This window comes from Streptomyces sp. CA-288835 (genome assembly GCF_050936385.1).
Taxonomy (GTDB): domain Bacteria; phylum Actinomycetota; class Actinomycetes; order Streptomycetales; family Streptomycetaceae; genus Streptomyces.
On the sequence record NZ_JBNJMW010000001.1, the window covers coordinates 6385050 to 6408581 of the forward strand.

Consider the following 23532-nt stretch of genomic DNA (forward strand, 5'->3'; position numbering starts at 1 on the left):
CGGCGATCTCGGCGACCTCGGCGACCTCGGCGAACTGGACCGGAACGGCCGGACGGAGGGCGTCACCCACGTCCGCATCGACCATCCGGCCACGCGGTTCACCGAACTGCTGGTCGCGCTGTTGCGAGAGCGATCAGCAGGGCGGCCGTCGCCGCGGCGACCGGGATTCCGTACCCCGCGGCGGCTGACACCCGCTCCGCCACCCACCCGCCGGCCGCCGAACCGCACGCGATCCCGCCCAGCAAACCCGTCACCGCCAGCGTCATCCCCTCGTTCAACCGGCCCTCGGGTGTGCGGTGTTGGATCAGGGTCATGGCCGTGACCATCGTCGGGGCCGTCGCCATTCCGGCCACCAGCAGCGCTCCGGCGAGGACCAGCAGTGAGCCCGTGAGCGTGGCGGCCAGTAGAGGGCCCGACATGAGGAGGGCCATCGCGGCGAGGGTCCACGGGTAGCGCCGCTGGGCCGGACCCGGCGGCTTCAGCGCCCCGTACAGCAGACCGGCCGCGCACGAACCGGCCGCCTGGAGCGCGATGATCACGCCCGCCGCCGACCTGTGCCCCTGTGCGTCCGCAAACGCGATCGTGACCACCTCCATCGACCCGAAGACGGCGCCGGTGGCGAGGAAGCCGATGAGGAGAGGGGGCATGCCGGGTGCGCGTAGAGGGGATGCGGCGGCCGTACGAGGACGACCCCGGACCGGCGGCTCCGTGGTCCGCTGGGACGCGAAGAGCAGTACGCCCGTCAGCAGCAGCACCACCCCGACCAACGTGCCCGCCTCCGGGAAGAACGTTCCGCACAGGAACGCCGCCAGCACCGGGCCGAGCATGAAACAGAGCTCGTCCGCGGCCTGTTCGAAGGAGTTCGCGGTGTGCAGGCCGGCCGGATCGCCCTTCAGTAGGTGGGCCCAGCGGGCGCGAGACATGCCTCCCGTGTTGGGCGTCGTGGCCGTCGCGGCGTACGCGGCGAAGAGCGTCCAGTCGGGCGCCCCGTACCGCACACAGAGCAGCAGCGCGAGCGAGCCCAGCGCCGCGATCGCCGTCGCGGGCACGGCGATTCGCGCCTGCCCGTAACGGTCGACCAGCCGTGCCGTCCAGGGCGCGACGACCGCCGTCGCTGCAAGGCCAGTCGCCGTGACGGCGCCGGCGAGGGCGTAGGAATCCCGCGCTCCCGCGATCATGATGACGGCGCTGATGCTGAACATGCCCATGGGGAGGCGGGCGATCAGATTCCCGATGGTGAAGGCGAGGGCGCCCGGGATCGTGAAGAGGCGACGGTAGGAGTTGGCTGCGCCGGACTTCCGGCTCGGGCCGGGCGCCTTCCGCCGGGGTGCGAAGTCGGCGGCCACCAGGCTGTCGGCGGTGACGGTGAGGACGGTCGTGGGGCGAGTCGTCGTACGGCGGTCTGGCCCACGGGGGTCTGGGGCACGGCACTCCGGCGCACGGCGGTCTGTCGTACGGCGGTCAGGGGACTGTTGCGGCATGGATCAACCGTCGTCGGTGCCCTGACCAGCGGTCCAACACCTGCTTCGGGCCGATTCACGCACCTGGGTTGTGAGTTCGGTTGTAAGTTCGGCGGATGCCGTCCTCTCCTGGTCCCGGTGCGGTCGACCCCCGCCTCCTCCGCGCCTTCCTCACCGTCGCCGAAGAGCTGCACTTCACCCGCGCCGCAGCCAGGCTGTACGTCGCCCAGCAAGCCCTGAGTCGCGATATCCGGCGCCTGGAAAGGGAGTTGAAGACGGACCTTTTTGTACGCAATACCCGGCGGGTCTCCCTCACCGCCGACGGTCAGCGGCTGCTCCCGTACGCCCGCCGCGTGCTGGAGGCGCAGGACGCGCTGCTGGCCGAGTTCGGGCGGGGCGCGGACGACGGGCAGCGCCCCCTGCTCGTGGATGTGAACAGCCCTGGCCTGGTCGGCGAGCGCATCCTGCCGCGAGCCCGTGAACTCGCCCCCGACTGCGAGCTGATGGCCCGCTTCGAGAGCGGCCTCACCGGCGCCGCGGCCGAACTGCTCGCCGGCCGGCTCGACGCGTCCTTCGGCCGGTTCGCGGGACTGGACCCGGCGATCCGTACGCGTCTGGAGCAGCAGCCCGTACGGTACGAGCCGATGGCGGTCCTGCTGCCCGAGGACCACTACCTCGCTGACCTGGACGTTGTACCCCTGGAAGCGCTCGCGGGGGAGTACGTCTACGCCGGCGCCGGCAACCCCCGTACGCCCGAGTGGACCGACCTGGCGCGGCAGCTCTTCGAGGGTCGCGGTATCGAGATCGCGCCGCCCGCGCCGCTCGCCGTGGGCACCCAGGAGTTCCAGCGGATCATGGCGAAGACGCGGAATCCCGTCCTCGTAGTGGTGGATTTTCCGGCCATGCCCAAATCGATACGTAGGCCTCTCGTCGATCCCGTGCCTCTGTCGCCTGTGTCACTCGTGTGGAAAAGAGGGCTGCAACACCGGGGGTTGGAGGCCCTCAAGGCCGCCGCCGCGGAGCTGGCCGAGGCGGAGGGCTGGCTCCGGCGTCCTGCCGGTGCATGGATTCCGGCCACCGATGAGCTCGTCATGACGCAATCTGCATGACACGTGGCACTCACACAACTCCCATGTGCGCTACATTCATGGGCCGGGTGCAGTGTGGTAATAGGGGGGCGCCCGGATCGAGTGGGGGCTCGATCCGGACAAACAAGTACGTAGTGCCCGGACTCGTACGCGCCCGATCGGTCCCGTGGGGGGATTTACGTGCGCGTGGAGAAGTGGCGGGAAGACGCCCAACCGGCTGGAACGGATACCGACCAGCCGGACAAGGGTGAAGGCTATCCGTCGACCCGTGTGGATGCGGGGGATTCGTTTCATGGTGGTTCTGGCGATATATCCATGCCCATACAGCGAGATGGTCGAGACGGCGACGACAACGAGCCGGACATAGCCGACGCGCTGGCCAGCGACACGGCCAGCGCGCAGGACGTTGATGGCTCGCAGGACAGAGGCAGCGCGCAGGACAGAGGCAGCGCGCAGCCGGCGGGCCCCGTCCCGCGCGCAGGCGAGACCCAGCAGTTCTTCGCCCTGCCGGAGAACGCGACCGAGCATCACCATGACCCGGACGAGGTCACGGTCCAGCTCGACGTCGTCGGCCCGCACATGGAGGACTGGCTGGTCCAGCAGGCCAAGAGGCCTCGGGGTGGTCAGGGCGTTCAGGAGGGTGCGGACGGTCCGGTCTTTGTCGACGAGACGGGTCGGCGTAGCCGCCGTTACCGCCGTATCGGGATGGCCGTCGGCATGGCCTGCGCCGTCTACGCCGTCGTCATCATCGTCACGCTGATGTCGGGCAACTCCAGCGCTCCGTGGCTCCCGGTGCCGGGCAAGGAGAAGGACAAGCCGGCCGGGCAGGTCGACTCCCCGTCGTTGCCGCCCGCGTCCAAGGAACCGTCCGCCCCGGCGAACCCCACATCGGGGCTGAACCAGCAGCCCACCGACGGTACGTCGTCCCTGCCGGACGTCGACCCCTCGCCGAGCAAGTCGCCCAAGCCCACGAAGTCGGTCAAGCCCACGGAGTCGGACGAGCCGACGGACCCGAGCACGAAGCCGGACCCGGACCCGACCGCGTCGGACGACCCCCCGGCCGATCCGCCCGCCGATCCGCCGGCCGATCCGCCGGCGCCGGACCCGGACCCGACCCCGTCGGACGAGACCCCGGCCGATCCCCCGGGAGACGGCACCGACCCGGTCGCCGCCCCGCCGGCGGTCGGTGACGCTACGCCCGTAGACCCGGTCGGCGTCATCGACGTCATCGAGCAGCCTCCCGCCCCGTCTTCTTCGGAGATCAACCTCTGATGGCACTCCGCTCCAGCCGTCGCGGTGACGCACCAGCCTCCGGCGCAGTACGTCGTCGTCGCCTGCCCCTGCGCTATCTGCTGCCCTCGCTCGTCCTCGTCGCCCTGATGGCGATGCTGATGCTGCGCGGCTTCGTCCACAGCGAGATCCTCGCGGACTACCGCGTCAACACCCCTGCGGCGAACGACCGGGTGCCCCAGGAGGTCCTGAAGGGCGGCCCGGTCATCGACACGCGCCCCGGTGGCGGCGAGGGCCGGGACGACGTACCGGAACGCCGTCTCGTCCTCACCTTCGACGACGGTCCGCACCCCGAGTGGACGCCCAAGATCCTCGACGTGCTGAAGAAGCACGACGCGCACGCGGTGTTCTTCATCACCGGCACCATGGCCTCGCGCTATCCGGACCTCGTCCAGCGGATGGTCGACGAGGGCCACGAGATCGGCCTGCACACCTTCAACCACCCCGATCTCTCCCTCCAGTCACAGCGCCGCATCGACTGGGAGCTCTCCCAGAACCAGCTGGCGCTCGCGGGCGCCGCGGGCATCCGTTCCTCGCTCTTCCGGCCGCCGTACTCCTCCTTCGCCGACGCCATGGACAACAAGTCCTGGCCGGTCACCGAGTACATCGGCAGCAAGGGCTACATCACCATCGTCAACAACACCGACAGCGAGGACTGGCGCAGGCCGGGCGTCGACGAGATCATCCGCAAGGCCACGCCCAAGGGCGACAAGGGCGCGATCGTCCTGATGCACGACTCCGGTGGCGACCGCTCGCAGACCGTGGCCGCGCTCGACAAGTTCATCCCGCAGATGAAGGACAGGAAGTACGAGTTCGAGAACCTCACCGAGGCTCTCGGCGCACAGAGCGCCCACACCAAGGTCACCGGCCTCGAGCTGTGGAAGGGCAAGGCCTGGGTGTACGCGGTCCAGGCCTCCGAGCGGATCACCGGCGTCCTCGTCGTCGGCCTCGCGGTCATCGGTGTCCTGGTCTTCCTCCGCTTCGGCCTGATGCTTCTGCTCTCGGTGGTCCACGCCCGCCGGGTACGCCGCAAGGGCTTCCGCTGGGGCCCCCGCGGACCGGTCACCGAACCGGTGTCGGTGCTGGTTCCCGCGTACAACGAAGCCAAGTGCATCGAGAACACGGTGCGTTCGCTGATGGCCAGCGAGCATCCCATCGAGGTCATCGTCATCGACGACGGTTCGAGTGACGGCACGGCCCGCATCGTGGAGAGCCTGCGGCTGCCGAACGTACGCGTCGTGCGCCAGCTCAACGCGGGCAAGCCCGCCGCCCTCAACCGCGGTATAGCGAACGCCCGTTACAACATCATCGTGATGATGGACGGCGACACCGTCTTCGAACCGTCCACGGTGGGCGAACTCGTCCAGCCCTTCGCCGACCCGAGCGTCGGCGCCGTCGCCGGCAACGCGAAGGTCGGCAACAAGGACTCCCTCATCGGCGCCTGGCAGCACATCGAGTACGTGATGGGCTTCAACCTCGACCGCCGTATGTACGACATCCTGCGCTGCATGCCGACCATCCCCGGCGCGGTCGGTGCCTTCCGCCGCTCGGCCCTGGAACGCGTCGGCGGCATGAGCGACGACACGCTCGCCGAGGACACGGACATCACGATGGCGATGCATCGCGACGGCTGGAAGGTCGTGTACGCGGAGAACGCCCGCGCCTGGACCGAAGCCCCCGAATCCGTCCAGCAGCTGTGGTCCCAGCGCTACCGCTGGTCGTACGGGACGATGCAGGCGATCTGGAAGCACCGCCGCTCGATCATCGAGAAGGGCCCCTCGGGCCGCTTCGGCCGCGTGGGCATGCCGCTGGTCTCCCTGTTCATGGTGGTGGCACCGCTGCTGGCCCCCCTGATCGACGTGTTCCTCCTTTACGGCCTCATCTTCGGCCCCACGGGCAAGACGATCGGCGCCTGGCTGGGCGTCCTGGCCATCCAGGCGATCTGCGCGGCGTACGCCTTCCGCCTGGACCGCGAACGCATGACACACCTGATCTCGCTGCCGTTGCAGCAGCTTCTGTATCGCCAGCTCATGTACGTGGTGCTCTTGCAGTCCTGGATTACGGCCCTGACCGGCGGCCGGCTGCGGTGGCAGAAGCTGCGGCGTACCGGGGTTGTGGGGGCGGCGCCGGGTGGGTCGGTTCCCGGTGCGGTGCCTGGGCAGCGGGCGGCGCGGGGGGATGAGCGGAGGCCGGTGGGATGACGCCGGGGTATGGGGAAGGGGCGGGTGCGGGGGAGGGCACTGGGGCGGACGCGTCGCCGTACGGGGACTCGCCGTACGGGAACTCGCAGTACGAGAACTCGCAGTACGAGAACCCGTACTGGACGTCGTATGAGGAGACGTACGGGCAGTCGAACGGGCAGCCGCACGAGGGGGCGTACGGGCAGTCGTACGAGGGGGCGTACGGGCAGTCGCACGGGGTGATGCCCGGGCAGGGGTACGGGAATGGGCATGTCCCGCAGACTCCCCAGGCTGCCCAGGTTCCCCAGGCCACGCAGGCGATTCCGCAGCAGAGGGCAGATGAGACCCAGCCGCTGCCGGAGGTGCCGGAGGAATGGGCGGGGACGACGGGGCCGGCGGGGCGTACGCCCGAGGCGGCCTCGTCTGTAGCGGCCGCCGAGTCCCCGTCCCGTACCAAGACCGAGCCGCCGTCGGCCAAACCGTCCCCGCCCTCGGGCCGTGACCGCTATCTCGATCTTCTCCGCTCCATCGCGCTGGTCCGAGTCGTCGCCTACCACGTCTTCGGCTGGGCCTGGCTGACGGTCGTCTTCCCTTCCATGGGCGTGATGTTCGCGCTGGCCGGCGCCCTGATGGCGCGCTCGCTGAGCCGCCCGGCGTGGGGCGTGATCCGCGGCCGTATCCGCCGACTCCTGCCGCCGCTCTGGGCGTTCAGCGCGGTGATGCTCGCGATGCTGTTCGTGGGCGGCTGGAACCCGTCCAAGGACGACGGCGCCCTGGGCTGGCTGGGCCTGGTCAACTACGTCATCCCGATCGGCGCCCCGCCCTACCCCTGGCAGATCGGCTCCGAGTCGGGCCTGCTGGAACAGACGTGGGCGGTCCAGGCGGCAGGCCCGCTGTGGTACCTGCGCGCGTACCTGTGGTTCGTGATCGCCTCGCCGCTGCTGCTATGGGCGTTCCGCCGGGTCCCGTGGGCAACACTGCTGGCTCCGCTGGCGCTGACGGCGGTGGTCGGCACGGGACTGGTCTCGATCCCCGGCGAAACGGGCAACGCGGTCACCGACTTCGCGGTGTACGGCAGCTGCTGGATCCTGGGCATGGCCCACCAGGAGGGCGTACTGAAGAAGATCCCGCGCTACGCGGTGGTCTCCGTAGCCTCCCTCTTCATGGCCTTCGGCCTGTGGTGGGCCTCGGGCCACCTGGGCCCCGACGGCTGGAACCTGAACGACATCCCCCTGGCCCAGGCCACCTGGTCCCTGGGCTTCGTAGCGATCCTGCTCCAGTACTCCCCGTCCTGGCAGACCCTCCCCGCCCGCCTGGTCCACTGGGACAAACTGATCACCCTGTCCAACAACCGCGCCGTAACGATCTACCTCTGGCACAACCTCCTGATCATGGCCACGGTCCCGCTACTGGACGCCTTCTACAAACTCCCGTTCATGGACGACCGCTTGTCCAACGCGTTGAGCACGACGTACACGCTGTGGATGTTCGTCCTGGTGTGGCCGTTGATCGGGTTGATGATCGTGAGTGTGGGGTGGGTGGAGGACCTGGCTGCCAAGCGGGGGCCTCGGCTTTGGCCGGATGGGGCGAAGAGGGCGGGGAAGGGGAAGGGGAAGAGGGGCGGGGGTCGAGGGCGGTCGTCGGGCTCGGGGCCACGGTCCGGGTCTGGGTCAGGGTCGGGGTCGCGGGGGCGGGCCAGGGCGCGGTAGCTGCAGCGGTATCGCAGTAGGTTCGTGCCATGGCGGACACGACACGGATCACAGTGACGCTGCCGACCGAGCAGCTCACCGAGCTCAAGAAGCTCACGGACAACGTCTCCGGGGATGTCGCCGAGGCTGTAGCACGCCAGATACGTCACCAACTGCTCGGCGCCGACTTGCTCCGCCACCAGGAGGAGCACGGCGCCTTCACCGAGGAGGAGCTGGCGGAGGCTCGCTCCAGGATCTGCGCTTCGTGGTGATTGCCTCCCGGTCCCACTAACAGCCACTTCCGAACGGCGAGTTCGGCGCCGAGCCGTCAAACGCCGGCCGGAACGCAGAAGAACTCGCGCTGCTGACCAGCATTTACGCGATGCAGGTGCCGCCCGCGTCGGGATCGCCAACCCGGCGACGGTCATAACAGAGTTAACCACGCTGTATCGTAGAGCCCCTGGAGTCCGGCTGACCTTGGAAGTCGTTGCCCTCGAAACACAAAAGAGCCCCGCCCGGTAACTGCCGGACGGGGCTTTCTCGGCTCGGGTTAGTCACCAGCGAGCATCGCCGTGAGGTTGGAAAGGACTCACGGATTTATGTAGATAGGCGTGCAACTTGCGCAGCCCTTGTGCGCGCTTTCGAGGATCTTCCAGCCGTCGTAGCGTGAGATTGAAGCAAGGTCCGGGTCGCTTTTCCAGTTATACCAACCCGTAACGTCCCTGATCTTGACGTATGCATGCCCGGAACAGGATCCACGATCGCCCTTGACGGTGTAGGCGATGTTTTCGGTGACAGTGGCGTAGTAGGTGGTGCCGCAGCTGCGTTCCCACTCCGCGCTGGCTGCGGAAGCTGGCGCTGCCGTTAGGACCACGGTCGCCACGCCCATGGCGGTGACAGCCGCGACGCTCCTTGCTCGTATGCGCACTGGATCCCTCGCTCTCAAGTCTCGAGTTCGCCGAATGGATGGCAACGGTGAGAGTAGCCCCCCCGACGTGCAATGGGTCCCTATAACTCTTCAGGGTGCACCGGGGGGGCGGAGGGAGACAGATTAGCCATCCTGGGTCAGTGGTCTGCATGACGGAAGTTCGGTTTGTCCTACGCCCTCCAGTCGCGCCAGAAGGACCAGGGTGTCTGGGCTGTCGAGAAGCTCGATTCGCACAGGGGAGTGCGAAGTGCCAGCCCTGAGGTGAACCGGGGCCTCCGTCTGTTACTGAGCTGTGTCCGCTTCGTTGAAGATCGGGTCAGGTGCGGGCGACGTCGTCCTACGGTTTGCACTGGCCAAGGCGGCAGTGGCCCCGCTTCCCGGGGGTCACTCAATCTAAGGCCCGTGGTTGCCAATTGGTGGGCTTATGGGTGCTTTGGGGCTGGTGCGGAGTTGCCGACGACGTAATTCGCTCTGGTGTCACCACCGTTGCATCGATAGCGTTACTCCGCTCATGTCAACCCTCGCCCCACCGGGAGTCGTTAGTGAAGCGCCGCCCCACCCTGCTCGCAGCGATCACGCTGACCGCCGCTGCGGCCTTGACGCTGTCCGCCTGTGGCGGCGACAGCGACAGTTCCAAGGACAACGACAAGATTGCGGGCGCCGACACCGGTAGTGAGGAGGCGGCGTCGCCGAGTGCGTCGGCTTCGGTGGCGGCTGACCGTCCGAAGATCGAGCTGCCGTCGGACCTGACGTACACCTTTGAGTGGCCGAAGACCGGTGACAAGGACAAGGACGCAGTTCTCAGCGACAGCGAGCAGTTCATCAAGGCTGTGGACATGGCGATTGCTGAGCAGGATCCGGTGCACGAGGCTTACCGCTTCTACTCCGAAGGGGAGGCGGCGGCGGGCAGTGAGACATTCATCCAGGAATTCGTGGACCACAAGGACCGGATCACTGGTGCCAAGCGCTATTTCAAGCCCAACATGAAGATCAACGATGACGGCACTGCGGGTTTCGTCTACTGCGAAGACCAAAACAACGCCTACAACAAGAGCCTCAAAACCGGCAAAACCGCTGTGACTCCGAAGTCGAACAAAAACTATGTGTTGTACAACAGCCGTCTCAGGATCAACAAGCAAGGCGTCTGGGTCACCGAGAAGCTGATGTCGCAGAGGGGGAGCTCCGTATGTCAGCCCTGAAAGGCAGAGACTCTGCCGTTGTTGTCGCCATGGCAGCCGTTGCCCTGCTTGTGTTCCCGGGGCAGGCGCTCGCTGGCTATGGCTATGGCGACAATGCCAACGGCTCCGCTTCCGGCAACACCGACGATAATGGGAATCTCTCCGCGAATGCCGGCGCCGTAGTCTTCGACCGCTCCAAGAACGGCACCGGAGAAGCCGCAGGCCCTGTGACGTCCGCTGACACCAACTGGACGCCGCCCCCCTGCTATTACGCCCCTAAGTACACGCCCGACCAGTTCCAGAAGCACGTGGAGCCGACTTGGGAGTCCGAGTCAACGGGCTATGAATGGGACGCCTCGCAGCGTGACCGTTACGTGAACGGCGAGCCGTACAAGAACTTCAACAAGGACAAGGCCGGCGAGGGCTACTGGTGGGACTCGTACGTCGCGGAAGGCCGTGCGGGCGACCCTGGCGCTCTCGACTGCACCAAGCCCTGGTTCTGGGTGGACAACGGTGATCCGCCACCCGCGGACGTCCCCGAGGCGATCACTCCCGAGGTGCTCGCCCAACTCGCCTACAACGAGATCCAGGTGCCGTCGACGAAGGTCGAACTCGCCCCGGAGGGCACCACGAAGGTGAACCTTCCGACGTGGTCGTGGCTGGATGCGGCGGAGTTCAAGCCGGTGTCTGTGACGGCGTCCGTCCCGCTGCTGGACATCGAGGCGACGACCACCGCAGAACCGGTCTCGCTGAAGATCGAGCCCGGTACGGATGACGCCACCACGTATCCCGCCTCCGGTGAGTGTGAGATCAACGCGGACGGTTCGATCGGTGAGCCCTATGCGAAGGGCAAGGCCGAGGAGACCCCGCCGTGCGGCGTGAAGTACCTCCGCTCGTCGGGTGACGGCACGTACAAGCTCACGGCAACTGTCACGTGGAAGATCCACTGGGTAGGTACCGGCGTCAACGGTGAACAGCCGCTGCCCGATGGAGAGTTCGGGGCGCAGCAAGACGTGATCGTGCAGGAGATTCAGGCAGTCAACCGCTGAAAGCTGCTCTCGGATCGGACCGCCTGGCCGCCCGAGAACGGCCAGGCGGTCGGTGATTGGAAGGTTTGGGACACCGGGAGCGGCTTCTGGGTGTCCCAAACCTTCCAATCGTTCAGGTAGTGCGCGGGGACGCTTGCGCCTTCAGGGTTCGTATCAACGCGCCTCGTCCGATGGTGTCGGGTGTTCGGTGCGGGTGTCGTATGTGGGTGCGAGGGTCGAGTGCGTGACCTTCGGGTGGGGGCGTCGTTGATCGGATGACAGCACTGTGGGCGGGAGGGGGGTATGGGTGAGCCGGAGGCTGCCGCTGGGTGAGGGGGAGGGGGCCCGCACCGCCTGCGCCCGTGGTGTGCTGCGTACGGGTGTGGAGGAGAAGACCAGCGAGCCCCTGTCGGCCGGTGTGCTGGCCGAGCGGGTCGGCTGGGCTGCCGGTCTGGTCTCCGGCATGGTCGCCGATCTGCTGGCCGAGCACTGGAACACCCTCGACGTGAACGCGCTGGCCTCCGGTGTGGATGCAGGCGGGCAGAAGCTGCCGTCGAATGCCTGGATGGCGCTGCGCCGCCTGGGCTGGACCGTCACCCCGGGCGCCAAGGCCAACGACCGCATCGTGCGCATGGCGCAGGAACAGGCCGGACGCACCCTGCGCTCGGCGAAGTGGCGGGCCGACCTGACCGCCGGTGTCCTCAAGACGTGGCCTACGGATCCGAAGAAGCGCACCGCCGACGAGTGGGATGCCGTCCGCGAGGCAGTGCCCGGCGGGCAGCACGTGCCGTCCAGCATCATCACCTCCCGCACCCGGCAGATTTCTGCCTCCCACAAGAAGCACGACCGGCTCCCGGTCGACGTGTTCGAGCTGGAGGGATCGCCCCGGATTGCCCGGATGCTGCTGTTGTCGGCCTGTGACGGCCAGCAGGCCACCATCGAACGCGCCGATGAACCGGACCGTGCACTGCTGCGCCTGCAACTGCCCACCCGCCCCGATCCGCAGTCGTATGCGCACTGGACGTGGGTGGCCTGCCCGATCACACTGCCGCCGACGATCCCGGCGAACGCGGTGCTGCACCTGCCCACCCTGCGCCTCCACCAGGGCGCTGTACATGCCGACCTCGCCTACACCCACGCCGTTCCGAAGACGCAGCGCACCGGCCACACGGTCGCCCTCGGGGTGGACTGGGGACTGAACACCCTGCTCAGTGCGGGGGCCACCCGACTCCACGACGACGGAAAGATCACCACTCTCGGCTCCGGCGGCACGTTCCGTGCGTCCGGCGTCCTGTCGAAGCAGCACCGCCTGCGCCGCCAGTGCGAAGTCCTGCACGCGAAGGCCGACCGGTACGACCGGCTCATCGGCGAACGCGAGGGACGTACTCTCGTGGACAAGCGTCAGATTCTCGCCGACGAGATCCGGCACGTCTCCGACCGCCGCTCCAACCTGAACGACGCCCTGGCCTGCTCGGCCGCCCGGTGGGCGGTGGACCAGGCGATTGCCGCCCGGGCCACGGTCATCTACGTCGAGGACCTCCGCTCGATGGAGGCCCGGCGCATGGGCCGCACCCACAACACCCGCCTGTCGCAGACGGTACGCGGGCAGATCGTGGAGCGAATGCGGCACCTGGCCGCCGAGACCGGCATCGCCGTGGTGATGGTCCCGGCCCGCAACACCTCGAAGCACTGCCCGCAGTGCCTGGTGCCGCTGCGACACCGCAAAGCCCCCGACCGGCCGACCGTTGCGGGCTGGAAATGGGCGATCTGCCCCTCCTGTGCCTGGCAGGGCGACCGCGACCAGGGCGCCTGGCGCCGCATCGCCGCACGCGGCCTGACCCACCAGACCAAGACGGTCACCGACCGGGCCAGCGGCGCCATGGTGATCCACTCGGTGGCCGACAGGCTCGAAGCCAAGGCGGTCATCACACCGGCTGCCGCCCAGACCGGCCGGGACCGGTCCAAGACGGGACCGACCCGGCACCAAGCAGCATGTCCGACGCCCAGGCGACGCCGGACACCCTCCCCCACCAGGCCACAAGACCTGGCGGGCCAGCGTCCGGAGGGACACGCTCACACGGTCCGCAGACTGCCGCGTGCGGCTCTCCGGAACCAGGGCGTGACAACGATCAGCACACCCACCACCGGCCGACACCGGCCACGCGGAGCAGCCTTGGGTGCGGGGTTCCACCTCCACGCCCACGCCTCCCCTCCCAGGTGGGAACCCGTACCAGGCGCTGCACCTGACTACGTTTCCCTAAGCTGATCAGAGACGCTAGCTGGATTCCGGCTAGCGGAACCGACGTGCGTGAGCCTTCCCGTGCAGGCTCGGAAGCCTCCCGCGCAGGCCCTCGGCCGCCCCTGTGCCCCAACTTCCGTGGCCTATAGGGTGCGTGTGCAAACAGGTGGTCACTGATGGGTACGGGGAAGGTTGGCGTGAGTCAGCGGCAGTTGCAGAAGATGTTTCGGCTCATGGCCAGTGGGGAGCCCGTTGAGCTCGCCAGTGCCATGGCGTCCGTGAAGAAGCTGGCTCGGCTTGCCTTCGTCGCGGAGCAGTTCGGGTATCAGTACGCCGACGTGCGGCAGGCCGGGAACAACGGTCTGAGGATGCTCATCGTGCCCGATCCCAGTCCGCAGGCTCAGATGCGGGCCGCGCAGAACTGGGCCCAGTATCCGCAGGCCGGGAACGGGAAGTCGCTGCCGCCCTTCGTGCCTGATGCGCTGGAGTTGCTGAAGGCGCGGATCAACTTCGATCTCACCGGCAAGATGGCCGAGAAGCGGATGGGGTTCGGGGCCATCGGGATCACCGTTGGTATGGCCATCGGGGTCGCGCGGTCCAGTGGGGACGGAGTGTTCTTCGCCATAGGGACGTGGGTGCTCCTTATGGCGCTCCTGGGTGTCGGGTTCCTCTTCACGCGGAAGCGGAACGCCAAGTTCGCGGCGCGGTTGCAGGCCGCCGGGTTCGCGCAGGTTGCGGATGAGACGGGGAGGGTGCGGTATCTGCCTCCGGGGTCGCAGCTTCCGGGGCATGGGAATCCGTTCGCCGGCCAGCCAGGACAGGGGAATCCGTTCGCGGGTCAGCCGCAGATGCAGGGGCAGCCGGGACATCCGGGGCAGGGCAATCCGTTCGCCGGTCAGCAGCCCGCCGGTCAGCCCTCCGCCCCCGGGCCCTACCAGCAGCAGCCCCATCAGCCCCACCAGCCGCAGCAGCAGCCGTACGCACCGCAGCAGCCCTACGCACCTCAGCAGCCGTACGCGGCTCCGCAGGCCCAAGCGCCCGCCCCCGGACCGTACGGCGGTCAACCGGGTCAGCCAGTCCAGCCGGCCCCCGGCCCATACGCCCAGCCTCAGCCCTACGCCCAGCCGAACAATCCCTACGGCCAGCCCCAACCTCCGCAGCGCTGAACCGGCTGAACCGAGAGCATCGGCCTGACGCCCCGCCCCACCAGGCGGGGCGTTCCGCTTGCTGAACCCACCCGCACCCCCTCACGTACTCTCACTCAGCAACGTACGAACCCCACCCGGCGCAACCCGAAGACCCACCGAACCCACCCCTCCCCCCTCCCGACCTCACCGCCACCCCCGCCCCCTCGTGAGAGCAAAGTTCCCGGGCGGTCACTCACAGGCACAGGCCGGAAACGCGCCATCCCTACCTTCGGGACTCATCACCCACGTACGGATCCCCACGTACGACACACCTGAGCACCGGAGAACCGTGGAGGCGTCATGACAGCCCCTAGTACAGCCCCCGCATCGAGCAGGGGAGGTCGCTGGATCGAGCACTGGGATCCGGAGGACGAGACCTTCTGGAAAGAGACCGGCGAGAAGGTCGCCCGGCGGAACCTGTTCTTCTCCGTGCTGTCCGAGCACATCGGGTTCTCGATCTGGACCCTGTGGTCGGTGATGGTGCTCTTCATGGGGCCGGAGTACGGGCTCACCCCCGCCGACAAGTTCTTCATCGTGTCGATGGCGACCCTGGTCGGCGCCATCGTGCGTGTCCCCTATACCTTCGCGGTCGCCATCTTCGGCGGGCGGAACTGGACGATCGTCTCGGCGAGCATGCTGCTCATCCCGACGATCGCGGCGTTCATCGTGATGGAGCCGGGGACGTCGTTCGGTACGTTCCTGGTGTGCGCCATGCTCGCCGGCGTCGGCGGCGGTAACTTCGCCAGCTCCATGACCAACATCAACTCCTTCTTCCCGCTGAGGAAGAAGGGGTGGGCGCTGGGCCTGAACGCGGGCGGCGGCAACATCGGTGTACCCGTGGTGCAGCTGGTCGGTCTCGCCGTCATCGGGGCCAGTGGTGGCCCGCGTGTCCTGCTGGGGATCTACATCCCCCTCATCGTCCTCGCCACCGTCCTCGGCGCCCTCTACATGGACAACATCTCGTCCGTGAAGAACGACACCGGCGCGGCCAAGGAGGCCGTCAAGGACGCGCACACCTGGATCATGTCCTTCCTCTACATCGGGACGTTCGGATCCTTCATCGGCTACAGCTTCGCGTTCGGCCTGGTGCTGCAGACACAGTTCGGGCGTACGCCGCTGGAGTCCGCGTACGTCACCTTCATCGGTCCGCTGCTCGGCTCGCTGATCCGGCCCTTCGGCGGATGGCTCGCCGACAAGTACGGCGGGGCGAAGATCACGCTGTGGAACTTCGTCGGCATGGCCGCCGCGACCACTGTGATCATCTCCGCCTCGATGTCGAAGTCGCTGGCGCTCTTCACCACAGCCTTCATCGCGCTGTTCGTCCTGACCGGGCTCGGCAACGGCTCGACGTACAAGATGATCCCCGGCATCTTCCAGGCCAAGGCCGTCGCCATGGGTCTCGAGGGTGAGGAAGCGGCTTCGTACGGGCGCCGGCTGTCCGGTGCCTCCATGGGGCTCATCGGAGCGGTCGGCGCGGTCGGCGGGCTCGGTATCAACCTCGCCTTCCGGCAGTCGTTCCTCAGCGTGGGATCGGGTACTGGAGCCTTCGTGGCCTTCCTCGCCTTCTACGCGGTCTGCTTCGGGGTCACCTGGGCCGTATACCTTCGCCGCCCGGCGGGCGCCAAGAGTGAGGCCACTGCCGCCTCCGAGGCAAAGCCGCAGCTCAGCTACGCGGAGGTGTGACGTAACACCACCGACATCAAGCGGAACCGAGCCTGTCACGAGCCGTTGACAGGCTCGGTCGACCGCTGATGTACGGCGGGTACGACCGGGATGACAGACCGGTGCGGGATGAATCGACATCGGGGCGAGAGCTGATGCACGACGAACTGCAGCGACCAGACCGACACGAACACGGGCCCCTCGCGGGATTCACCGTCGGCGTGACGGCGGCCCGCCGTGCCGACGAACTCGGTGCCCTGCTCCAGCGGCGCGGTGCCGCCGTCCTGCACGCCCCTGCCCTGCGTATCGTGCCCCTCTCCGACGACAGCGAACTGCTCGCCGCCACCAAGGAACTCATCGACCAGGCGCCGGACGTCGTGGTCGCCACCACCGCGATCGGGTTCCGGGGGTGGATCGAGGCCGCCGACGGCTGGGGGCTCGGCGAGGCCCTGCTCGACCGGTTGCGCGGGGTCGAACTGCTTGCCCGCGGGCCCAAGGTCAAAGGGGCGGTACGGGCCCAGGGGCTCACCGAGGAGTGGTCCCCGTCCTCCGAGTCCATGGCCGAGGTGCTCGACCGGCTGCTGGAGGAAGGGGTCGACGGGCGGCGGATCGCGATCCAGCTGCACGGGGAGCCGTTGCCCGGCTTTGTCGAGGCGTTGCGGGACTCGGGTGCGGAGGTCGTGGGCGTGCCCGTCTACCGGTGGATGCCGCCGGAGGACATCGCGCCCGTCGACCGGCTGCTCGACGCCACGGTCAGCCGCGGGCTGGACGCGCTGACCTTCACCAGTGCGCCGGCGGCCGCCTCGCTGCTGGGGCGCGCGGAGGAGCGTGGGCTGCTGCCTGAGCTGCTCGCAGCGCTCAACCACGATGTACTGGCGGCCTGCGTCGGGCCGGTGACCGCGCTGCCGTTGCAGGCGCGGGGCATCGACACGGTTCAGCCGGAGCGCTTCCGGCTCGGTCCGCTCGTACAGCTGCTGTGTCAGGAACTGCCTTCGCGGGCCCGTACGTTGCCGATCTCGGGGCATCGGGTGGAGATTCGCGGGCATGCGGTGCTGGTGGACGGCGAGCTGCGGCCCGTACCGCCCGCCGGGATGTCTCTGCTGCGGGCGTTGTCGCGGCGGCCGGGGTGGGTTGTGTCCCGGGCTGAGCTGCTGCGGGCGTTGCCGGGCGCTGGGCGGGATGAGCATGCCGTGGAGACGGCGATGGCTCGGCTGCGTACGGCGTTGGGGGTGCCGAAGTTGATCCAGACGGTGGTCAAGCGGGGGTATCGGCTTGCGCTTGATCCTGCGGCGGATTCGAAGTACGCGGACGTGTGAGGCTGCCGGTCGGTCTTCGCGTCAGCCGATGACCTCGATCGCGCACCGGGCGGCGTTGCAGCGACTGAGCCGCGCGTCGCCGGTGACCAAAGGGCAGGAGAACGTCTCGGCCGCCGCGATGTAGGCGGCGTCGTAGCCGGACACGTTCTGACGCAGTTCCCACATCCGAGGCAGCAGTCGCTGCACGTCGATGGTCTCCAACGAGGCCGCCGCCAGGGCGGACACCGCCTCGTCGGCGCGTTCCTGGGTGATCTTCGTGCCCATCCGTCGTCCGCGGATCGCGTGGAAGGTCTCCACGACGAGGTGCTCCGGTGCCGCCCAGTGGTTGTCCCGCATGAGCCGGGAGCGGGCGGCCTTGCCCGCGATGTCGTCATCGGTGAGAGCCATGGTCAGCACCGATGCGTCCACGATGATCACTGGATACGTTCCTCTCGCGCCGCTTCGATCTCCGCGACGGTCTCGGCCATCGTGCCGCGTGTGCCGTCTGTGCGGTTCTCGAAGGAGCGGAGCAGAGAGATGTTGTTCGCCCGCGCGGCCTCGTCCGTGACGAGGCGCAGAAGATACGCCTGGAGCGACTGGCCCAGCTGCTGGGCGCGGTCGGCCAGTATGTCGCGGACATCGTCCGGCACGTCTCGGATCTGCAGAGCCACCACGCATGCATTGTGCATGCGTGAGCGTTGTGGTGCAACCAGGTGCGTGGGGTTCCGGCCGCGCTCGCGGGGAGGCACTGTAGGGGTACGACCCTCACCGACTCCCTTATGGCGTTACCCCAAGGCGGTGACAGGAACATGGCACTGGGCACAGTCGCGGCCCCGGTCTCGTCCTCGTACGAGCTGCGGTTCGACGCTGGGCGGATCTGTCTGGATCTGCTGGCGACCACGCATCCGGAGGAACGGTTCGACTCGGTCGAGCCGCTGCGGGCCTGGATCAGTGGGTCGGGGCTTGTTCCGGCGGGTACGTCGCTGGCGGTGGCCGACGCTTCCTGGCTGGTGGGCTTTCGTGAACTGCGCGGCCATATCGGGCAGTTGGTGCGCGCGGAGGCCTCGCGGGAGTCTCGGGCCTTCGGCATTGCGCTGGCCTGCGTCAATGAGCTTGCTCGGGCTGCGGCGCCGCCGGCTCCGTGTGCGGTGTGGGATGACGGGGGGGCTCTTGTACGGGGCCTTGATGGCGCCCCGTCGTGCGCCGCGCTCCTTGCTGCTGTGGCTCGCGATGCCGTGGAGTTGCTGACCGACCCCGTCGCCCGGGCGGGCATCCGGCAGTGCGAGGGGGACAACTGTCCCATCGTGTACCTCGATACGTCGCGGGGGCGGCGGCGTCGGTGGTGTTCCAGTGAGACGTGTGGGAACCGGGAGCGGGTGGCTCGGCATCGGCGGCGCGCTGCGCTGGCTCGGGCGTGACGGTTTTTTCCCCAGCCCCGCCCCTTCCCGAAACTGGGGGCTGCGCCCCCAGGTCCCCCAACGGGGGTGGGGACAGCCGGAACTGGGGCTGCGCCCCTGGCCCCTACAACGGGCTGCGGATGATGGACCGGGGGCTGCGCCCCCGAGCCCCCACAACGGGGTGGGGGTGACCGGGACTGGGGCTGCGCCCCCGAGCCCCCGTAAGGGGAGGACAAGTTGTGTCTCGGGCGCGGCGCCGTCGTGGCTTGTCGCGCAGTTCCCCGCGCCCCTGACGGGGCGCCCCGTCAGGGGCGCGGGGAACGCCGTTGCGGCTGCCGGTCTGTCGTGGCCTGTCGCGCCCACGCGGCGGAGCCGCAAATTGATAAGCCCCGCGCCCCTAAAGGGGCGCCCCCCTGAACGTAGCGCGATCTGCGCCGTCCCCTAAGTCCCCTTTGTGCCCCTCAACTTGGAGTGACATTGGCAACAACGTGTTTCCTCCTGTCGTCCTCGGGGCAGCGGTGCGATCTTGCCAGTGTGGCGGGAATGTAAAGGCCTAGTGTCGGGAATGCGGCGCCATGTCCGGGTGGTCCCTGGGTGTTGAAGAAACTTGGGTCACATCTTGAACAGGGTGGCGGCCGGCTGCGTACCCGGTGGAGAGCGACTGAACCGGGGGAACCCCCGGACACCGGAGGTAGGCGTGCGCAAGGATTCCGCCGTGGCCGATGAACGACCGCCGAGGGCCCGACATCGCATGTCCCAGCCCTCGGAGCCCGACGAGGAGCTGATGCGTGCGCTGTATAGGGAACACGCGGGGCCCCTTCTCGCCTATGTCCTGCGGCTGGTCGCGGGGGACCGGCAGCGCGCGGAGGACGTGGTGCAGGAGACCCTCATCCGCGCCTGGAAGAACGCCGGTCAGCTCAACCGAGCTACCGGTTCGGTACGCCCCTGGCTGGTGACGGTTGCCCGGCGCATCGTCATCGACGGCCACCGCAGCCGGCAGGCCCGGCCTCAGGAGGTGGACCCGTCGCCGCTGGAGGTCATCCCCGCGGAGGACGAGATCGACAAGGCGTTGTGGCTGATGACACTGTCGGACGCGCTGGACGACCTGACCCCTGCTCACCGGGAGGTCCTGGTCGAGACGTACTTCAAGGGACGTACCGTCAATGAGGCGGCCGAGACGCTGGGCATACCCAGCGGCACCGTGCGCTCCCGGGTTTTCTATGCCTTGCGTTCGATGAAGCTGGCGCTGGAAGAGCGTGGGGTGACGGCATGAGTACATACGGGGGATACGGAACGGGTAGTCCTGGACCTATGCAAACTTCGCAGGGTCAGGGTGATGTGCACGAGACCGTGGGCGCGTACGCCCTCGGCATCCTCGACGACGCCGAGGCCACCGCCTTCGAGGCGCACCTCGCGACCTGCGACTGGTGCGCGCAGCAACTGGACGAGCTCGCCGGCATGGAGCCGATGCTGGCCGCCCTCGCGGATCTGCCGGGTTCCCAGGGAACCCCGGCCATCGGCGAATCGCTGTCCGCAAAGCCGAGCCCACGCCTGGTCAACCGGCTGGTCGACGAGGTCGCGGAACGCCGTGCTCAGAAGCGGCGGCGCGGTATGTACATGGTCGCGGCGGCAGCGGCGCTGATCATCGGCGGCCCGGTCACCGCGATCGGGGTCACCGGCGACGGCGACAGCAACAACAACGTGACGGCGGCACCGCACTCCACGAGCCCCGCCGAGGACGCCTTCTTCAACGACATGAAGGACAAGGTCTCCGCCACCGACCCGACCACCAAGGTCAGCGCGACCGTCGGCATGGAGACCAAGGGCTGGGGCACCCACGCGGTGCTGGAGCTCAAGAACCTCAAGGGCCCGGAGAAGTGCTCCCTCGTCGCCGTCGGCAAGAACGGCGATCGGGAGACGGTGAGTTCCTGGTCCGTGCCCAAGTGGGGTTACGGCATCGAGAACAGCACCAACGAGAAGGCGCAGAAGCCGCTGTACGTGCATGGCGGCGCGGCCATGTCGCCGAACGAGATCGACCATTTCGAGGTCGTCACGTTCGAGGGCACTCGTCTGGTCCAGGTGGACGCGTGACCAAACCGGGAGCGCATACGTAGCTTCCAGGGCCCCCTTCGCGTACGGTTGACGGCTGCCATGCACGTCAGAAGGGGGCCCGGTGGCCGCTCAGGTTCAGCAGGAAGCCGCGCTCGGTCCGGTCGGCTCATCCGCCCACGATTCCGTACGGGATCGAGAGATCGGGGTCGAACAGGAACACCTGGACCGGGTCTACCGGCGCCTCGAGGAGAAGATCCACGAGGCGGAGTTCCTGATGAACGACGCGGCCAAGCGCGGTCAGGTCGGCACGCCGGGCGCGCTGGCCGAGCGTGACGCGCAGGTCTTTCGGGCGGGGATCCATCTGAACCGCCTGAACAACGAGTTCGAGGACTTCCTCTTCGGACGGATCGACCTGCTGGCCGGCAAGGACGGCAAGAAGGGTCCCGACGGGGCATACACGGCGGTCGAGCCCGCCGAGGGCGCCATACGGTCCGACAACACCGCCGACATCGCGGAAACGCTGCACATCGGGCGGATCGGCGTCCTCGACTCGGACTACTCCCCGCTGGTCATCGACTGGCGGGCGCCGGCCGCCGCGCCCTTCTACCGCTCGACGCCGGTCGATCCGGGGCGGGTCGTACGCCGCCGGGTCATCCGCTCCAAGGGCCGTCGCGTACTCGGTGTCGAGGACGACCTGATGCGGCCCGAACTGACCGCCTCCCTCGACGGGCACAAGCTGCCCGTCGTCGGCGACGGCGCGCTGATGGCCGCGCTCGGCCAGGCCCGCAGCCACACCATGCGGGACATCGTCGCCTCCATCCAGGCCGAGCAGGACCAGGTCATCCGGGCACCCGCCGCCTCGGTGACGTACGTGGAGGGCGGCCCCGGCACCGGCAAGACGGCCGTCGCGCTGCACCGGGCCGCGTATCTGCTGTACCAGGACCGGCGGCGGTACGCGGGCGGCATCCTGATCGTCTCGCCGACCCCGCTGCTCGTCGCGTACACGGAGGGCGTCCTGCCGTCCCTCGGCGAGGAGGGGCAGGTCGCCATCCGCGCGGTCGGCTCCCTCGTCGACGGCGCGGAGGCCACGCTGTACGACTCTCCGGCGGTGGCCCGCGCCAAGGGCTCGTACCGGATGCTGAAGGTGCTGCGGAAGGCGGCGCGGGGGGCGCTGGAGGCGGCGGACGAGGTGGGCGGTGCCGGGCGCGCGGGCGGCCGGCGCGGCGACGCGTCCTCGCGCTCCGCGCGGAATGGCAACGGTGACAGCGGAGCAGCCTCGCGGGCGCGCGGCCACGGGCGCGCGGAACAGCTTGCTTTCGGCGACGACTCCGGCGATCGCGACTTCGGCGACGGCGACCTCGGCGACCGCGACTTCGGGGACGACGGGCCGCAGGCCCCCACCGTCTCCACCTCCCGCCTCCGCGTCGTCGCCTTCGGGCGCCGCCTCGAGCTGGAGGCCGATGACCTCGACCGCATCCGGCGTACGGCTCTGTCCGGCACCGCGCCCGTCAACCTGTTGCGGCCCCGCGCCCGCAAGCTGCTGCTCGACGCCCTGTGGGAGCGCTCCGGCGCCGGATCCCGGCACAGCGACCCGGAGCTGGCCGCCGAGCTGCGGTCGTCGTTCGACGAGGACGTCTCCTCCGAGGACGACTTCATTGCGTTCCTGGACGCCTGGTGGCCCGAGCTGACCCCACGCGCCGTACTGGCCGCGATGGCCGACGAGAAGCGGCTCGGGCGCTGGGCCCGGCGGATCCTCAACCCCGGCGAGGTGCGCCGTGTCGCCCGCTCCCTGGGGCGCGATGGGCTCTCCGTACACGATGTGGCGATGCTCGACGAGCTCCAGGCGATCCTCGGCACCCCGTCCCGCCCCCGCAAGAAGCGCGAGGCGGACCCGCTGGATCAACTCACCGGCCTGGAGGAGCTGATGCCGGTCCGCGAGGAGTCACAGCGCGAGCGCGCCGAACGGCTGGCTCAGGAACGTACCGAGTACGCACACGTCATCGTCGACGAGGCACAGGACCTCACTCCCATGCAGTGGCGCATGATCGGCCGCCGCGGCCGGCACGCCACCTGGACGGTCGTAGGCGACCCCGCCCAGTCCTCGTGGTCGGACCCGGACGAGGCCGCCGAAGCCCGCGACGAGGCCCTCGGCACCCGCCCGCGCCGCCGCTTCGAGCTCACGGTCAACTACCGCAACCCGGCCGAGATCGCCGAACTGGCCGCACGCGTACTGGCGCTGGCCATGCCCGGCTCGACGTCCCCGTCGGCGGTGCGCTCGACGGGCGTGGAGCCGCGCTTCAGCGTCGTACGGGACGGGCTTGGACGGACCGTCCGGGAGGAGGCCGCGCGGCTGCTCGACCGGGTCGACGGCACGGTCGGCGTCGTCGTCGCCATGAACCGGCGCGCGGAGGCCGCCCGCTGGCTCGCCGGGCTCGGCGACCGTGTCGTGGCCCTCGGGAGCCTGGAGGCCAAGGGCCTCGAGTACGACGCGACCGTCGTCGTCTCGCCCGCGGAGATCGCCGACGAGTCACCGGCCGGACTGCGCGTGCTGTACGTCGCCCTGACCCGGGCCACCCAGCAGCTCACCGTCGTCTCCCAGGACCGCGACGAGCCCGACGCGAACGGAGTCCCCGACCTTCTACGCGACTGACCTCGCAGACTCAGGGGTGTCTCCGGGGTGCCTTCCTTCGCCCGGAGATGCACTCCCGGCCCGGAAATCAACTCGCGGGACGGGAATTGCCTTGCGGGGATCCTTTGTTACGGTGGATGAGGCACCGACCCGATCCAAGCCCCCGGGCCCAACCTTCGTCGCTTCGAGCGACCACTTGCCGCGAGGCGAGCATGGCGGGTCGGTGCCATT

At 68.7% G+C, this 23532-nt stretch carries 19 protein-coding genes; 15 read left to right on the plus strand and 4 right to left on the minus strand.

Annotated features, from left to right (window positions below; genetic code table 11):
- Positions 1–98 precede the first annotated feature (98 nt).
- Entirely contained in the window at positions 99–1481 is a 1383-nt protein-coding gene (locus tag ACQEVY_RS29145; protein ID WP_432952339.1) for an MFS transporter, read from the minus strand.
- Between the two features lie 95 nt (positions 1482–1576).
- On the opposite strand from ACQEVY_RS29145, the gene ACQEVY_RS29150 reads away from it, so the two are divergent.
- The 5 genes from ACQEVY_RS29150 (at position 1577) to ACQEVY_RS29170 (ending at position 7978) form a co-directional block, all read left to right on the plus strand.
- The gene (locus ACQEVY_RS29150; protein ID WP_432952340.1) at positions 1577–2569 is read left to right on the plus strand and encodes a LysR family transcriptional regulator; all 993 of its coding nucleotides are present in this window, start codon (positions 1577–1579) and stop codon (positions 2567–2569) included.
- 294 nt (positions 2570–2863) lie between these two features.
- A complete protein-coding gene (locus ACQEVY_RS29155; protein WP_432952341.1) occupies positions 2864–3820 on the plus strand; it encodes a hypothetical protein in 957 nt (318 codons plus the stop codon).
- Complete coding sequence (locus ACQEVY_RS29160) at positions 3820–6039, plus strand: polysaccharide deacetylase family protein (RefSeq protein WP_432952342.1); 2220 nt, start codon at positions 3820–3822, stop codon at positions 6037–6039. The genes ACQEVY_RS29155 and ACQEVY_RS29160 overlap by 1 nt, the downstream gene beginning before the upstream one ends.
- 221 nt (positions 6040–6260) lie before the next feature.
- Positions 6261–7727 (plus strand): acyltransferase family protein, encoded by a 1467-nt coding sequence (locus ACQEVY_RS29165; protein WP_432955456.1) that lies wholly within the window; start codon positions 6261–6263, stop codon positions 7725–7727.
- Between the two features lie 29 nt (positions 7728–7756).
- The gene (locus ACQEVY_RS29170; RefSeq protein ID WP_432952343.1) at positions 7757–7978 is read left to right on the plus strand and encodes a hypothetical protein; all 222 of its coding nucleotides are present in this window, start codon (positions 7757–7759) and stop codon (positions 7976–7978) included.
- 317 nt (positions 7979–8295) lie between these two features.
- Here ACQEVY_RS29170 and ACQEVY_RS29175 read toward each other — a convergent pair whose 3' ends face one another.
- The gene (locus ACQEVY_RS29175; RefSeq protein WP_432952344.1) at positions 8296–8589 is read right to left on the minus strand and encodes a hypothetical protein; all 294 of its coding nucleotides are present in this window, start codon (positions 8587–8589) and stop codon (positions 8296–8298) included.
- Between the two features lie 587 nt (positions 8590–9176).
- On the opposite strand from ACQEVY_RS29175, the gene ACQEVY_RS29180 reads away from it, so the two are divergent.
- The 6 genes from ACQEVY_RS29180 (at position 9177) to ACQEVY_RS29205 (ending at position 17244) form a co-directional block, all read left to right on the plus strand.
- Positions 9177–9833, plus strand: a complete 657-nt coding sequence (locus ACQEVY_RS29180) for a hypothetical protein (protein ID WP_432952345.1) — start codon at positions 9177–9179, stop codon at positions 9831–9833.
- Positions 9821–10861, plus strand: coding sequence for a hypothetical protein (locus ACQEVY_RS29185; RefSeq protein WP_432952346.1), 1041 nt, complete (start codon positions 9821–9823; stop codon positions 10859–10861). Before ACQEVY_RS29180 ends, ACQEVY_RS29185 begins: the two co-directional genes overlap by 13 nt.
- A 286-nt stretch (positions 10862–11147) precedes the next feature.
- Positions 11148–13106: a zinc ribbon domain-containing protein gene (locus ACQEVY_RS29190; protein WP_432952347.1), complete on the plus strand. Its 1959-nt coding sequence runs from the start codon at positions 11148–11150 to the stop codon at positions 13104–13106.
- Positions 13107–13276: 170 nt separating this feature from the next.
- A complete protein-coding gene (locus ACQEVY_RS29195; RefSeq protein WP_432952348.1) occupies positions 13277–14245 on the plus strand; it encodes a hypothetical protein in 969 nt (322 codons plus the stop codon).
- A gap of 321 nt (positions 14246–14566) precedes the next feature.
- Positions 14567–15949, plus strand: a complete 1383-nt coding sequence (locus ACQEVY_RS29200; RefSeq protein ID WP_432952349.1) for a nitrate/nitrite transporter — start codon at positions 14567–14569, stop codon at positions 15947–15949.
- Between the two features lie 134 nt (positions 15950–16083).
- Entirely contained in the window at positions 16084–17244 is a 1161-nt protein-coding gene (locus tag ACQEVY_RS29205; RefSeq protein ID WP_432952350.1) for a uroporphyrinogen-III synthase, read from the plus strand.
- Positions 17245–17265: 21 nt separating this feature from the next.
- On the opposite strand, the gene ACQEVY_RS29210 is transcribed toward ACQEVY_RS29205, so the two are convergent.
- Positions 17266–17661 carry a type II toxin-antitoxin system VapC family toxin gene (locus ACQEVY_RS29210; protein ID WP_432952351.1) on the minus strand — a complete coding sequence of 132 codons (396 nt, stop codon included), beginning with the start codon at positions 17659–17661 and terminating at the stop codon, positions 17266–17268.
- Positions 17658–17897 carry a hypothetical protein gene (locus tag ACQEVY_RS29215; RefSeq protein ID WP_432952352.1) on the minus strand — a complete coding sequence of 80 codons (240 nt, stop codon included), beginning with the start codon at positions 17895–17897 and terminating at the stop codon, positions 17658–17660. The genes ACQEVY_RS29210 and ACQEVY_RS29215 overlap by 4 nt, the downstream gene beginning before the upstream one ends.
- Before the next feature lie 135 nt (positions 17898–18032).
- On the opposite strand from ACQEVY_RS29215, the gene ACQEVY_RS29220 reads away from it, so the two are divergent.
- The 4 genes from ACQEVY_RS29220 (at position 18033) to ACQEVY_RS29235 (ending at position 23322) form a co-directional block, all read left to right on the plus strand.
- On the plus strand, positions 18033–18641 hold the full coding sequence (locus ACQEVY_RS29220) for a CGNR zinc finger domain-containing protein (RefSeq protein ID WP_432952353.1): 609 nt from the start codon (positions 18033–18035) through the stop codon (positions 18639–18641).
- Between the two features lie 730 nt (positions 18642–19371).
- Positions 19372–19893: a sigma-70 family RNA polymerase sigma factor gene (locus tag ACQEVY_RS29225; protein ID WP_010039908.1), complete on the plus strand. Its 522-nt coding sequence runs from the start codon at positions 19372–19374 to the stop codon at positions 19891–19893.
- Between the two features lie 38 nt (positions 19894–19931).
- Positions 19932–20711 carry an anti-sigma factor family protein gene (locus ACQEVY_RS29230; RefSeq protein WP_432952354.1) on the plus strand — a complete coding sequence of 260 codons (780 nt, stop codon included), beginning with the start codon at positions 19932–19934 and terminating at the stop codon, positions 20709–20711.
- Between the two features lie 82 nt (positions 20712–20793).
- Positions 20794–23322 (plus strand): HelD family protein, encoded by a 2529-nt coding sequence (locus tag ACQEVY_RS29235; RefSeq protein ID WP_432952355.1) that lies wholly within the window; start codon positions 20794–20796, stop codon positions 23320–23322.
- The last annotated feature ends 210 nt before the right edge of the window (positions 23323–23532 follow it).